The sequence below is a fragment of the Campylobacter canis genome, assembly GCF_045504005.1.
GTDB classification, from domain to species: domain Bacteria; phylum Campylobacterota; class Campylobacteria; order Campylobacterales; family Campylobacteraceae; genus Campylobacter_A; species Campylobacter_A canis.
On the sequence record NZ_JBJJXH010000001.1, the window covers coordinates 81,620 to 95,829 of the forward strand.

The window sequence follows — 14,210 nt, forward strand, 5'->3', positions numbered from 1 at the left end:
AGCGATAATGCTGGAACTTAAAAATGTAGAATATGAAATTTTGCGCGATAAGGTCGTAAGAAATTTTAACCTTGAGATAAAAAGCGGAGAGGTCGTAACTTTATTTGGTGCGAGCGGGTGCGGTAAAACCACGATACTTAGGCTGATTTCCGGTATTATAGAGCCAAGAAAAGGGCGCATAATCAACAAATTCGCCCGCACAACCTATCTTTTCCAAGAAAACCGCCTTTTGGAGTGGAAAAACGCCCTTGAAAACGTCCTTTTGGTTATGGCTAAACCTGACGTAGATCTGGTGCTTAGCTACTTTGAAAGGCTTGGTCTTGGCAAAAAAGACGCCAGAAAATATCCCGATGAATTAAGCGGCGGAATGCGCCAAAGGGTCGCTTTCGTGCGTGCTATCGTGACCGAGCCTGATCTGCTTTTGATGGATGAGCCGTTTTCGGGGCTTGATTATGATATGAAAGAAATTTTGATGGAGATGATCGCAAACCGCGTGAAAAACGGCATGAGCGTAGTGCTTGTGACGCATGATAGGATGGAAGCTGCCAAGATGAGCGATGAAATTTGCTTCCTTGAAAGCAAGGGTGCAGTCATCGAGCGCAAGCTAAAGCTTGAAAAATGCTTTGAAGACAGAAGCTTTGAATATTTAAATGCCGTGATAAACGAGAATTTCAAGGGGAAAATTTACTATGATTAATGATTTTTTTACCTATCCTATGCGGATATTTTTCCTTTCAAGTGCGATTTGCGCTGCGCTTGGCGGAGCTATATTTTTTGCGCCGGTTGATTTTATAAGCCTTCACAAATTTATATTTTTACACCTTGTGGGCGCGCTTGCTTATGCTGGATTTTTGCTCACGGGGCTTACGGATTGGACGAATTTTACTAAGTCGCTTAAAATTCACGCTTATATTTTGTTTGGAATTTTTGCTATTAGCTTCTTTTGCGCGTTTATAAATTTGTGGTTTGCTCATCTTTTTATGGCGATTTTTTGGGCGTATTTGGTGATGCTTTGCGTTTATATGATCTGGCTTGATAAAAACGACGATCAGTTCGGAGTTATGGGCTTTTTGCTTGGAATTTTGCTCTTTGAAATTTGCTATCTCGTAAGTAGCGAGGAGAAATTTTTAAATTTACAAATTCATCTACATATCATCGCTATTTTGCTTATATCATTTCGCGTTAGTATGGTGCTTGGACGCGAGGCGATAAAGCGCGAAAGCGATATGGAAGAAGCGGTATTTGTGCCAAATTTAGTCTATAAAAATATCGCGATTTGCTGCGTTTGCGCTTTTTTAATTTTAAGTGTATTTTTTGAATCAAGCGGCGCGATAAGCTACGCTGCCTTAGCGTGCGGCGCAGCGGTGTTTGCCAAGCTTAAGGAGTGGCACTACAAAGAGCTTTTAAGGCATAATTTCATCGTTTTTTACTACCTTATGCAGCTTCTTGTGGCGGCTGCTTACGCTATCTTTGGCATAAGCGGAATTTTGGGTCTTGGACTTGAGGCAAACATGCTTCACATCCTTGCGCTTAACGGCATGATATTTAGCATTATGCTTATCTTTAATATCGCCGGGCTTCGTCATAGCGGACAGGAGCTTGAGTTTTTGCTTCTTAGTAAGATAGCTTTTGCTTTGGTCGTGGCAGCGGGAATTTTTAGAGGGTTTTTTGCCTATGCTTGGAGTGGATTTTATATACATCTGCCGGCGACTTTGATCGTAATCGCTTTTGTTTTATGGTTTGTTGATTTTTATAAAATTTTTAAAAATAACGAATTTAGTGACGACCCGGAGTAAGAAATTTGAGTTTAAATCGACTAAAAGCGATAAATTTGCCGATTTTGCAAAGAGTATAGAGATATTTAAAAAAGAGCCGATAATGGCTAAAGTAGTAGATGCGTAAGGCTCTTTATGCAGGTAAAACTTGGAGTGAAACTGAAGTTAGCCTCAAGCTTGCTGTTGAAAAATGATTTAAAGCCCAAATTTGGGCTTTAATCTAATCAAGCGTTCTTTTATATCTATATAGCGATAAAGCAGTACTAGCGCATAAAAATACAAACATAGCTATCACGTCATAGACGTAGTCTGTTATAAGAGCGTTTTTAAGCCAAATTCCTCTAATCATACGTAAAAAGTGCGTCAGCGGAAAGAATTCTCCTAAAATTTGCGCCCACTTTGGCATACCGTAAAACGGAAACATGAACCCCGAAAGTAGTAGTGAAGGCAAAAAGAAAAAGTAAGTCATCTGCATAACTTGAAGCTGATTTTTAGCAAGCGTGCTAAAGGTAAATCCAACTCCCAAATTTGCAAGCATCAAAAGAGTGCAGCAGGCTATAAGAGAGCCCCAATTAGTTATGATGGGAAGCTCAAAAAGATATCGCGCGATAAACAAAAGCACGCAAATTTGCAGATACGAGATAAAAAGATAGGGCAAAATTTTACCAAGCATCACCTCGGTCGGATATAGCGGTGTCGCGAGCAAATTTTCCATCGTACTGCGCTCATACTCCTTGGTCATCGAAATTCCCGCCAGCAAGATAGTCGTAAGCGTAAGAAGTATGCCCACTAGCCCCGGGATGATCTGATATCTTGTTAAAAGTTCAGGGTTGTATTTAGTATGAACTATCAGCTCAAATTCGCTGTTTTGATGTTCTGTGCTAAATTTATCCCTTGAGATGGCTTGGTTAAAAGCTCTTATAAGCGCGCTTGAAACCTGAGCCGATGACGCAGGATCGGTAGCGTCAATGTCGATTAAAATTTTTGGCACAAAGCCTCTTGTCAGATCGCGCTCTAAATCATGCGGGAAGTGGATAATAAACTGCACATTGCCTTTTCTCATCAGTTCATCTGCAAGCTCTAAATCCCTCGTAACGCTCTTTATATGGAAATATCCCGTGTTTTGCATGGCCTTAATAAGCGATCTGCTAAGCTCTCCTTGCGAATTTATGACAAGTGCGGTTGGCAAATTTCTTGGATTGTTGTTGATCGCATAGCCAAAAAGCAGCATGAGCATAAGCGGCATCATGATGATAAGAGCGAGTGTGCCTTTATCTCTTAAAATTTGGCGAAATTCCTTGATAACTACGGCGTGAATTCTAAGGATTGAGAATTTTTGCATGAATTTTCCTACGCACGCTCATCTTCAAAAATGTTTAAAAGATGGATAAATATATCTTCCAAACTCGTTTTTGTCGGCTTTAAATTTGCTTGAGCGTTTGAGTATCCAAGATTTTTTATCTCGCTTTGGAGCAAATTCGCATCTCGCACTACTATGTGATAGCTGTTTCCAAAAGCAGAAACTGTATGAACCGCTCTGCTTGAGGCTATTAGCCTTGAAATTTCAGCTGCGCGCGAGCCGCTTAGATCCCAGATGTCAAGTTTGTATTTGGAGATGATTTCATTTTCACTGCCTTGGGCTAAAATTTTGCCGTAAGCTATGTAGATAAGCTCATGGCAGCGCTCGGCTTCATCCATGTAGTGGGTTGAAACTAGCACCGTTACGCCGTCGTTTGCAAGGCGATGTATGATATCCCAAAACTCCCTTCTAGCCTTTGGATCAACGCCCGCGGTAGGCTCATCGAGCAAGAGCAGTTTAGGGCTATGCACAAGGCACATCGCAAGCGCAAGGCGTTGCTTTAAGCCGCCTGAGAGAGCGCCTGCACTTTGGTTTTGTCTAGCTGCAATACCAAGCTCGTCAAGCGTCCTGTCTATCTCAAATTTTTGATTTTTGATCTTAAAAAGTTTCGCTACAAATTCTAAATTTTCTCTAACGGTTAGATCAGCGTACCAGCCGAATTTTTGTGTCATATAGCCCGTGTTTAGCCTTATGGCGTCAGACTGCGTTAAAAAATCATATCCGAGACACTGCCCGCTTCCGCTATCGGCTTTTAAAAGCCCGCAAAGCATTCTTATCGTGGTCGTCTTGCCGCTTCCGTTTGGTCCTAAAAATCCGCAAACGCTACCTTTTTGCACTCTGATATTTACGTTGTCCATTATCACGCGCTTGCCAAATCTCTTTGAAAGCCCTTGCACGTCTATGGCGTACTCGCTCATTGATTTTGCCTTACGCTAATGGGAAGTGAGGGGTGCAAAAACTCGCTTGGGTTATCAAGCACGGCTTCAACGAGATACGTAAGCGTATCTTGGGTGTTTTCGCTGTATATGATAGGCGGGGTGTATTCGGGCTTGGAGGCTATCTTGCTAACGGTTGCGGTTAAATTTTCGCATCCAATGCAGCCGATTTTTATCTTTTGTCCCTCTTTAAACTCGCCGATATAAGTGATCGGCACGAAAAATTTGGCTTTTAGTTCATTTGTAGGAAGTAGCAGGATAGCGGGCTTTGAGTTTAACGCCCACTCGCTCTCTTTATAAAAAATCTCTTCGATCTTGCCCGCTTTTGGGGCGTAAATTTTGGTTTCATTTAGCTGCCACTCTTTGGCTTTGATATCTTCTTTAAGTGCATTTATGTCCGCTTTTAGGCTGTTTATTTGATTTACTCTGGCGGGCAAATTTGCGATCTTTAAAGAGGCTTCAAGCTCGTTTACTACGGCTCTTGCTCTTTCAAATTCGGCTTTTGCGATATCTGCTTCTTTATTAGAAACCGAGTTTTTGGCTATTAATTTTTTAGTTCGCTGCCAGTTTTTATCAGCAAGCCAACTTGCCGCTTTGGCTTCGTCTAGCTTGGCTTTGATACGCTCGATCTCTTCTTTTCGCATGCCTAAATTTAGATCCTCAAGCTTTGCTTCAAGTGAGGCTAAATTCGCTTTAGCTATGTTTAAATTCGCTTTTTGCAAAGTATCTTCAAGCTCAAATAGCAACTTGCCCGAATCAATAATCTCTCCTTCTTTTACGTGAATTTTTACTATGCGTCCGCTAAAATAAGGCGATATGTGGATATATTCACCTTCTAAATAGCCGTTAAAATGTGTGTCGCCCGCTTTTTTGTCGCAACCTGCAAGCAGCAAAAAAAGAGATAAAACTATAAATTTTGCATTCATTTTTACTCCTGAAATTTAGAGTGCAAATGCTAAAAACAGCTTTTTAAAAGCGATATCATTATAGCGGAATTTAGCTTAGCGGCTAAATTTTAGTGTCGGTTTGAAAGCTTTAAATTTGGGCTTGTTCTGATATAATCATTTTTTAATTTTTAGCTTTTAAACGCGAAATTTTTGAAACAAAAAGGAAAAATATGCAGATAAAAGAGAATAAAAAGGGCGCTATAGGATCGCTTATAATGTCTGTCTTGCTATTTGTGGCGGGTTTTTTGGGATATGTTTATTATGAACTTGCGGCTTCTGCGATTTTTACCATGATAGTAACTTTAGTATGTGCCGTTTTTTGCTTGAAAAAGATAGCTCAAGAGAGTTTTATAGAAATTTTTGATGACGGATTTGGCGTAAAAAAGGGTTCTAAACAACATAAATTTTATTTTAAAGATATCGATGAGATAAGCACTCGCGTTGTGGATAAAAAGCGAGATATTCAGGTTTTAAACGTGAAATTTAAAAGAGGAAGGCTTGATAGGGAAGCCGCTGACGGGCTTATACAACCAATCGGTGAAAACGACGCGATAATCTTAGACAAATACGAAAAATCAAAATATGAAATTTTTAATCTTTTAAGAGAGAAGCTACAAAATATAAACACCCAAAAACAACTACAAGAAAGTGATAAATCTAAAAATAAGCGATAAATTTAGGCAGTTATATATTGGTTTTAAAAGGACAAATATTTTAGTTAAATTCTAAAAATAAAGTGATATTTGCGACACAACTTGTCGTATGGGTTGTGTATAATATTTTAAAAATTTAAAAAGAGGTTTTGTGGGTATAGGAATTAAAAAAATGGGGGGGTAGCGACAAGTTAGCTTTTAGGCTAGCCTATATAATTTCAGAACTTCTTTGTGGGAAAAAGCTCTATACTCCTAAACTTGCCGATGAATTCGGTGTTTCAAAACGTACTATACAAAGAGATTTAAATAACAGACTTATAAATTTATCTATTGTATTTAAAGACGGATTTTATTATCTTGATGATTGCGATAATAGGTTAAAAAATTATGAACTTCTTAAATTTAGCCAAAAAAGCGGCATAGAGGATCTTTATCCAAGTAAAAATTTTATAAACCATTTATCTGATAGCAATAAAAAAGTTGTCGGATTCTCTTATGAGCATATAAACTCTGATATATTTAAAATTCTTGAAATTTGTATTTCCTGCTCAAATATAGCCCATTTTATATACAAGAAAAAAGAACGAAATGTAAAACCATATAAGCTTATTAGTTTTAATGGAGTTTGGTATCTTATAGCGACTGAAAACAGTAAGATAAAAAATTATGCAATCTCAAAAATAATTAATTTAAGGAGAGGCAATAATTTTAAGAAAAATCAGGATATAGAAAATTTTATAGAGAAAAACAGCGATCAATTTATAAGTGAAAATTTGATTAATATAAAACTAAAAGTAAAAAAGGAGGTTAGTGAATTTATTCTTAGGCGTAAAATTTTTAAAGGGCAGTCGGCAGTAAGACACTTGAAAAATGGCGATCTTGTAGTTGAAGCAAAAGTAGCTTTTTTGAAAGACTTTATGGGGACACTTAGGTATTGGATTCCTTATATTAGTATATTGGAGCCAATAGAACTAAAGAATAAACTTTTAGCAGAGCTTGAAGATTATATAAAAAAGGAAAAAAATGTTTTTGAAAAATATGAGAGATGACAGTAAGGAAAAATTTTTGGCATTTGCCATAATTTGCGCTAAATCAAATGGAAAGATAGAAGAAGAGGAGTCGGCTTTACTAAGGCAGTACTGCGATGAGATGCAAATAGAGATGCCTCAAAGAACGGCAAAATATGATCATATCGTAGAAGCTTTTGACGATGATGAGGCAGAGTATAAAAGTAAAATAGACAATATATTTAACAGTAGCAGTACTAACACTGTTGATTACAAAAAGATCTACTTTGAACTCATTTCTCTTGTTTATTCGGATGGGGTCATTACGCCCATAGAACAAGATATCTTAGATAGACTTAAACAAAAGATGTATCAAGGTGATTTTGAAGTGCCTATTATAGAGAGTTGCGCCTTAAGTATTGCAAGCGGACTAAAGATAGTTCAAGATATAGAGTTAATACACGAAAAAACAAAAGGAGAGTAGATGTTTTTAAGTAAATTTGACGAGTATAAGAAACAAAATTTTTTAAAACTTGTAGCCATTATCGTTCTAGATGATAGTAAAAATATTCTGACTAATAATAAATTATTACAAGATTTAATAGACGAAAGTGGAATTGATACTTTGGTTGATGATTTGGTTGAACAATCTAAAGATATAAATGCCTTTTTTAACGACGATACGGATGAATTTAGAGAGGAAATTTTGGATATTATAGATGATATTGATATCAAATTTTATCTTGAAGCTAACATGTATATTCAAGCCGATTCGTTAAATCCTAAAAATATACTTATAAAAGAGATTATGCAAGAGAAGCTAAAAGCTAGTAATGAGGTGATAGAGCTTTGTGACAATTGGTCTTTAAATATGACTAATTATAGTTTGATTTTAAATAAGATTATAGACAGATAGTTATGTTTAAATGCGATAGCTGCGGTCTTTGTTGTGTGAATATACAAGGAATAAGAGAGCTTGCTAAGTTTTTATGTGAAGACGGCTCTTGCATAAATTTAGATAAAACCAATAATTTATGTAAGATTTACGATGCTAGGCCCGCTATTTGTAGAGTGGATGAGATGTATCAAGTTGAGTATTATAAATACTTTAGTAAAGATGAATTTTACGATATAAATGAAACTGCTTGTAAAATTTTAAAAGAGAGATTTAAAGGATAAAAATGCCATTACCGTTAATACCTGTACTTTTTGGTGGAGCTAGTTTAGCAGCAGCAGCCTTTGGGGCAAAAAAGGGCTATGATGCTTATTCGGATACGAAATATGCAAAAAACTATAATGAAAGAGCAAGAAATATTTTTGAAGAGTCTCAAAAAAATCTCAATACATCAAGAGAGGCTACAAATACTTCTATAGTTAGGCTTGGCGAATACAAAAAAGAAGTTTTTGATATGTATATGATAGATTTTATAGAGATATTTTCTAGGATAAAAAATTATGAACCTGAAGGCGGTTTGAAATTTGATAGCGCAATGGATATAAGTAGCAAAGAATTTGAGGAATTAAAAAGCCAGATACTAGATATCCGGACAGCATTTGGCGGAGCGGCAGCTCTTGGAGCAGGTGCTGCTGCTGGGTTTGGTGCTTTTGGCTTAACCGGAGCTTTGGCTACCGCAAGCACGGGCACTGCTATAAGTTCACTTAGCGGAGTAGCTGCAACGAATGCTACTTTGGCGTGGCTTGGAGGAGGTTCTTTGGCTACAGGAGGGCTTGGCATGGCAGGAGGAACAATGGTTTTAGGAGGTCTTGTTGCGGGTCCTGCTTTGGCTGTTGCAGGCTGGGTTTTATCATCTAAGGCCGAAACTGCTAAAAATAACGCATATTCTAATTTACAAGAAGCAAAAAGTATAGCGGAGACAAATCAAACCGCTATACTTGAACTATCTCATGTAAAAGATGTTGCAAATACTGTACAAATTACTTTAAATGAGCTTTCCGAGAAGTATTTTAGTAAGTTTTTGAGTGAATTAGAAAATATAGTATCTATAAATAACAACTATGCAAGTTATTCTAAAGAGGACCAGCACCTAGTTCATAACACAGTGTTGCTTGCTCAGAGCATAAAAAATTTAATATCCGTTCCGTTGCTTGAAGAAAACGGTAAGATTTCTGTAGCTATACGGAAAACAAAACGCAAGGCCGAAAAGTTATTAAAACAACTAAAAGATATAAACGATAAGTATAATTAAAGGGCATAAAGCCCTTTAAATTTAAAAGGATGCATCATGAGTAAAGCGATATATGAAGAGATAATTGATGAGATAGGAACACAGACTTTAGCTAGATTTGGACTGAATATTTTTGACACTTCAAGTTATGCTCAAAGTGTTGAAGCTACAAGAATGCGTATAGATACAAAAGAAGTGTATGACTCGGAAAGAGTAAAAAACAAAAACCGAGAAAATGATACTACTTCTCACGGATTCTTATTTGAATCATTGGATGTAGGGATGAGAAATATAGAGAACGCAAAAAATAAAAATGATTTAAGATATATCAGGCATGATGAAATAACAAAAGCAAATGATCCTTTGGTAGATGTTTCTCTTATTAGAAAAAGCGATATAGTAAAAGCTCTTGATGGGGATGAGGTTGATATTTTTGGAGAGATGCAACATAAGAGTTTTGAGAGTAAAGATAGCCAATTAAAAAGAAAGTCTAGAACAAAAGTAATATCTAAATCAAATGACTTAAAGGGCAAAAATAAAAAGTATATGAATGCCGAAGGTTTAAAGGTTGTTGTAAATTCGGATAGATATCAAGAGGATATAAATCATTACAAAAAAATAATAGAAAAAAGCAAAGATCAGAATGCTATAAAAGAAGCGAGGATGATGCTTGAAAAAATAGAGAAGGGAATGGTTGATTACGAAACTAGCAAAAAAGAAAACGCAAGAAATTTTACTATTAAAACAGATATAAAATATATGGCTAAAAATAGTGCAGGAGTTGCTATAAGTGGAGCCGTTGCACTAGCCTTACAGACTCTCGGAAGTGGTGTTATATATGAAATAAAAGACTATTGCAAGAGTGGAAAAAGTGATTTGTTATCTAGGATTTCTAGACTTTTTCAAAGCGTTTTAAAATCACTAAAAGACGGCTTCATTAATGGCGCGGGGTTTGCAGTGATCGATATTCTTGTAAACGTTATCTCTAGTTGTTTTAAAACTTTACATACGAAATTTATGTATTTATGGGAAAATTTAAGAACGGCTGCTAAGTCCGTGTACAATGCTATCCTTTTATATGTGCAAGGTAAAATTAAAAACTTTCAAGATCTTATAGTTAATATAGTTAAATCCATTTTTTCGATACTTATGGTGCTAATGGCTGAAACTATAGATACTATGATAATGCAGTATTTAATAGCATTTATGCCTTCAGATATAGCTAGCGTACTTTCGGGTGTTTTTACTGTAGTGATTTCAGCTACCGTTGTTGTTTTAGGATTAAAGATTATAGAAAATTCACTAAGTTATATTTTTGGGGTTTATGCCGAGCTTCAAAAGTCTCGGGCAAAAAAAGCAGAAATTTCGGTTTTGGTTGATGAAGTACTTCCTGAGCTTATAAAAGATAATGAAAGGATAAAAGATCTAATAGATACTTATAAGAATGATATGGTATTAAAGATGGATAGTTCTTTTGCTCAATTAAAATCCGCGGTTGAGCTAAATAATAATGCAGTCTTTATAGAGAGTCTAATTTCCATAAATTCGTTTTATGGTAAGAAGTTAAAATATACTAATTTTAATCAATTTAACGATATTATGTTAAGTGATGAACCTATAAGATTTTAGAAGAAAGGCTACAAAGCGTAGCCTTCTTAAAATAAATATTTTTCTTACTATCTCATATCTCTTGTCAGGCTTCATCTTTATTATCTCCCATGGCAATCTCAGTTTGAAATTCTATCGCTAAATGTGAGACCTAATTGGATACAAGAGATATAAAATAGAGATCAAAGAAAAAGGAAAAGTGGAGTAGGGGGGGGGCAATAGGCAATTAAATTGCCTATTAAAATTCCATACCAACGCTTAATAAAACATTGATTTGTGAATAATTTTTACCCTGTTCGCTAGATAGACCTATACGAGTAAAGTATCTTTTGTGTATTAGTTCGGCATCCATTCCATAATACACACTGTGTCTGCCCGCAGTTGTTTTCTGATCAAAGCTTTTGTCTGCAAAATCGCTGAAATGAGTTTTGTTATTTATTTTTTCGTCATTTAATCTTAGAGTATAGTATCCAAAGCCGTTTAAATTTAACTTCGTGTAATCATTTAGCGATAGTTGATAGCTTGTATGAAGCCCAATTGATGTTGATAGGGTTTCGTGTCTCTTTTTATCATAGGTTTTTGCAAAAATTCCGCCTTGCTCATTAAATTTATTTTGCATTACTGTCGAGTAGTTTAATGTCGCAACAGGTTTTATAGATAAATTTTCAAAGTTGAAATTCTTTAAAATTCCTATTTGAGATGATGCTAAATAGCTTTTATAGTCAGCTTTTAAGTCGCTTGATGAGCCTACTATATATCTTGTAAGATCGTTAAATCCTATGCCTAAATTTCCTTGAGCTATGAAAGAGTAGTTGTTGCCAAGATCTAAAAGGCCGCTTATACCTACAGAAATTCTTTTTTGTTCGCTTGATGAGTATTTGTGCGTGCTTTTTGAGGTTGCTAGAGCTATTGAGCCGCCAAGTAAATTTTCATCTATCAGCTTTTTGGCTTGTAAATTTGTAGAGTATGTTTTGCTCTTATACTCATCATGATTTAGTTTTATGTAGTTTGAATTTAAAGAAATTTGAGTATCTCTTCTGCTGTCTTGGAGCGCATCATATGCTATCTGATCGGTTACGTCAGAGCTTAATGATGCCATAGGCTCGCTTGGTAAAAGCATAGGAGAAAATGTTGAAAGCAAGAAATTTGTATTATCTAGCGTAAGTTTTTCTTGCGCCCATAGATTATCTTTGGCATCACTAGGAACAGGCGAATTTTCAATACTATCTAATGTTTTGGCAAATTCACTTTTGCTTGCTTTGTCTAGATCTTTAAAAAACTTATTATACTCTGTTGCACGAGGATTATTTTTCTCAAAATCTTTACCTAGCTTTATGTCTAAAATTTTATTGATCGAGTTTTTAAAGTCTTCTTCGTTCTTGTTTTCAGCTAAAGGATCTTGTTTTTTATTTATTTTTATAATGTTTTTATCTTTAACCGTAAAATCAAATAAATTTGTATCTTTTACGTCTATAGTCAAGTTATCTGTTGGAAGGTTGCCTAGATTTACGATAACTTCAAAATTGTTCGCAAACGTATCTTGGCTGTTTTTATCATAAACGGGCGTATATATAAGCTTTCCGCCTAAAATATCATAACCGTTTGCGTTAAAGCTAGTGTGTCTTGCTTGAGGATTAAATCCTATTTCAAGATCGCCATTTGCATTTTGAGTATATTTGCCTTCTATGTTTAAATTTCCTATCGCAAGACTTCCGTCCTTAAAGCCTGCTTTAACTATACCGCTTTCATTGATAAGATCGCCTTTTATAGTGCCTTCTCCGCTTAAGACGCCTTGATTTCTGAGCGTCACATTAGGTGTTATGAGCTTTCCCTCTTTAAGCTCTATGTTTCCTGCGTCCGCGACAACCGAGCCACGTATATTATGATCATTTTGACTAGATGTTATGAGCTTTCCGTTTTTATAGATGACAGCATTTCCTGTGATGTCCGCACCTTTTAAATTTATATTTCCACCATCTTGTGCATAGACATTTTGTTTTATTTTTGAACTTGCCTCAAGATCAAGATTGCCTTTATCTACTGCCCAAAGATTGCTATTTGTCATCTCGCCTTTTATCTTTAGGGTTCCGCCAGAAGCTATAGTTAAGCCTTTATAGTCGGTATTTCCTGCTAATGTCAGTGTTCCTTCGCCTATTTTTCTAAAACCTATTTTATCCATATTTTTAATGTCCGCAGCGGGAGAATTTGACGCATCTGCAACATGCAAGCTGCTATCCCATACCCTTTGTGTTATATCATTAGTAAATTCTCCATCGTGTCCTTTTGTATCAATGGTATAAAGGGCTTGTTTTTCTCCGTTAAATTCAACTATATTTTCTGAATCAAATCTATTTGCATCAATTACCGCTAAACCTTTTAAAGCTTTATCCGCATCTAGGACACCTTGACCTATCAAATCTTTTTTGTCAAGTCTTATAATACCGTCTTTCGGAAAAAGTTTTGTAGGTCTAAAAAAGGTATTAATATCTCTTTTGGTATATCCGATATCAGCTAGATCTTGCTTTACCTTTTCTATGTCTATTTCATTATTTTTCATTGGAATATCATTGTCTATATAAATAATATGGTAATGCCCTTTATTATTAAAGGATTTTACGGTAAGTTTTGGTAGTATCACATTATCGTTTGCGGTGCTTAAGATTATATTTGCCATATCGACTCCGCTTAAAAACGGAAATTTTTGTTGCAGTAAGGCTGCCACTCCACTTACCATAGGCGCAGCTTGAGATGTCCCACTCATAACAAAAAATTCATCTTTGCCTTTAAGTAAAGTCGGATGATTGTAATATGAATTTGCAGATTCTATATCTTTTCCCGGAGCTATTATAGAGTAGTAAGAAGCTCCTTTAAAGGCGTTAGAAAATTTAGCAAAACTGTCACACTCATAGTCTTTAAATCTAGGCGCACATTTGCCGCTTACAAACTTTATTTGTCTTTTGCCGTCAGAATCAACCACGTTTGTATCTAATGGACCTAGAGCCCCTACGACCACCCATGATTTAATTGATTTATCGTAAGATGGGACGATAGCCGTTGAGCTTGGAGCAAGCATACCGTCATTTCCGGCTGCCATTACTATTAGAGTCTTTTCCTCTTTAGAAAGTCTTATTAGGCTTGCGACCCCCGGGCTTTTTTCATTTATTTGAGCCAATTTTTCCGCATCCAAATTCTCGTTAAAAGCACTGTAGCCATTCGACATATCTCCAACTCCGATACTTGGATATCTTTGTGAACTCCAACTATTGTTAATAATGCTTATGTTTTTTCCTCTTAAATCATCATAAAGATTGCCTTTATATTTTGAGTATAAATTTACATATCCTACTCCGTAGTATTTTGCATTTTGTGCTATTCCGTAAGGGTCTTCATCGCTTAATTTTCTACCAAGTATAATACCCGCTACGTGTGTTCCGTGCCTAATGCTGTCTTGTTTTTCTCCGTCTCCTATATCGTTTAAATTATTTTGATCTACGTTAAATAATTCAATATCTTTATTTTTTATGCTTGGATGATTTGTGTAAAAGAACGAATCAACAATACCAACTGCAACACCATTTCCTGATATGCGCGGGTTGTTTTGATATGCATTTGGTAGGTTTATAATTTTATAAGATCTTTCTACTCCATAAAAATAATCGGAAGGAAACATAGTAAGAGGAACAGCCAAAAGTAAAATTTGAGTTTTTCGTAATTTGTTTTTTAGTGATTTTTTCAAATA

14 protein-coding genes and 1 pseudogene are annotated in these 14,210 nt (G+C 35.8%); 11 read left to right on the top strand and 4 right to left on the bottom strand.

Going from position 1 to position 14,210, the window contains the following annotated elements:
• Positions 1-7: 7 nt before the first annotated feature.
• The 3 genes from ACHJH3_RS00390 to ACHJH3_RS00400 are packed head-to-tail and all read left to right on the top strand — an operon-like array spanning position 8 to position 1,902.
• Complete coding sequence (locus ACHJH3_RS00390; protein ID WP_407063124.1) at positions 8-697, top strand: ABC transporter ATP-binding protein; 690 nt, start codon at positions 8-10, stop codon at positions 695-697.
• Positions 690-1,796, top strand: a complete 1,107-nt coding sequence (locus ACHJH3_RS00395) for an NnrS family protein (RefSeq protein WP_407063125.1) — start codon at positions 690-692, stop codon at positions 1,794-1,796. Before ACHJH3_RS00390 ends, ACHJH3_RS00395 begins: the two co-directional genes overlap by 8 nt.
• Positions 1,780-1,902, top strand: a complete 123-nt coding sequence (locus ACHJH3_RS00400; protein ID WP_407063126.1) for a hypothetical protein — start codon at positions 1,780-1,782, stop codon at positions 1,900-1,902. Before ACHJH3_RS00395 ends, ACHJH3_RS00400 begins: the two co-directional genes overlap by 17 nt.
• Before the next feature lie 93 nt (positions 1,903-1,995).
• Here ACHJH3_RS00400 and ACHJH3_RS00405 read toward each other — a convergent pair whose 3' ends face one another.
• The 3 genes from ACHJH3_RS00405 to ACHJH3_RS00415 are packed head-to-tail and all read right to left on the bottom strand — an operon-like array spanning position 1,996 to position 4,996.
• The gene (locus tag ACHJH3_RS00405; RefSeq protein WP_407063127.1) at positions 1,996-3,117 is read right to left on the bottom strand and encodes an ABC transporter permease; all 1,122 of its coding nucleotides are present in this window, start codon (positions 3,115-3,117) and stop codon (positions 1,996-1,998) included.
• An 8-nt stretch (positions 3,118-3,125) separates the two neighbouring features.
• Positions 3,126-4,052 (bottom strand): ABC transporter ATP-binding protein, encoded by a 927-nt coding sequence (locus ACHJH3_RS00410; protein WP_407063128.1) that lies wholly within the window; start codon positions 4,050-4,052, stop codon positions 3,126-3,128.
• The gene (locus tag ACHJH3_RS00415) at positions 4,049-4,996 is read right to left on the bottom strand and encodes an HlyD family secretion protein (RefSeq protein WP_407063129.1); all 948 of its coding nucleotides are present in this window, start codon (positions 4,994-4,996) and stop codon (positions 4,049-4,051) included. Before ACHJH3_RS00415 ends, ACHJH3_RS00410 begins: the two co-directional genes overlap by 4 nt.
• 191 nt (positions 4,997-5,187) lie before the next feature.
• On the opposite strand from ACHJH3_RS00415, the gene ACHJH3_RS00420 reads away from it, so the two are divergent.
• From ACHJH3_RS00420 to ACHJH3_RS00450, 8 genes and pseudogenes are all read left to right on the top strand, one after another.
• Positions 5,188-5,691: a molybdate transport repressor gene (locus ACHJH3_RS00420; protein ID WP_407063130.1), complete on the top strand. Its 504-nt coding sequence runs from the start codon at positions 5,188-5,190 to the stop codon at positions 5,689-5,691.
• 191 nt (positions 5,692-5,882) lie between these two features.
• Positions 5,883-6,353, top strand: a pseudogene (locus ACHJH3_RS11295) (WYL domain-containing protein); the annotation flags it as partial.
• Between the two features lie 90 nt (positions 6,354-6,443).
• Positions 6,444-6,719, top strand: a complete 276-nt coding sequence (locus ACHJH3_RS11300) for a WCX domain-containing protein (RefSeq protein WP_455424387.1) — start codon at positions 6,444-6,446, stop codon at positions 6,717-6,719.
• Positions 6,694-7,161 (top strand): tellurite resistance TerB family protein, encoded by a 468-nt coding sequence (locus ACHJH3_RS00430; protein WP_407063131.1) that lies wholly within the window; start codon positions 6,694-6,696, stop codon positions 7,159-7,161. Before ACHJH3_RS11300 ends, ACHJH3_RS00430 begins: the two co-directional genes overlap by 26 nt.
• The gene (locus tag ACHJH3_RS00435; protein ID WP_169975587.1) at positions 7,162-7,593 is read left to right on the top strand and encodes a hypothetical protein; all 432 of its coding nucleotides are present in this window, start codon (positions 7,162-7,164) and stop codon (positions 7,591-7,593) included.
• A gap of 2 nt (positions 7,594-7,595) precedes the next feature.
• A complete protein-coding gene (locus ACHJH3_RS00440; protein WP_407063132.1) occupies positions 7,596-7,856 on the top strand; it encodes a YkgJ family cysteine cluster protein in 261 nt (86 codons plus the stop codon).
• 2 nt (positions 7,857-7,858) lie between these two features.
• Positions 7,859-8,884 (top strand): hypothetical protein, encoded by a 1,026-nt coding sequence (locus ACHJH3_RS00445; protein ID WP_407063133.1) that lies wholly within the window; start codon positions 7,859-7,861, stop codon positions 8,882-8,884.
• Between the two features lie 36 nt (positions 8,885-8,920).
• Positions 8,921-10,492 (top strand): hypothetical protein, encoded by a 1,572-nt coding sequence (locus tag ACHJH3_RS00450; protein WP_407063134.1) that lies wholly within the window; start codon positions 8,921-8,923, stop codon positions 10,490-10,492.
• A gap of 217 nt (positions 10,493-10,709) precedes the next feature.
• Here ACHJH3_RS00450 and ACHJH3_RS00455 read toward each other — a convergent pair whose 3' ends face one another.
• Positions 10,710-14,207 (bottom strand): S8 family serine peptidase, encoded by a 3,498-nt coding sequence (locus ACHJH3_RS00455; RefSeq protein WP_407063135.1) that lies wholly within the window; start codon positions 14,205-14,207, stop codon positions 10,710-10,712.
• Positions 14,208-14,210 lie beyond the last annotated feature (3 nt).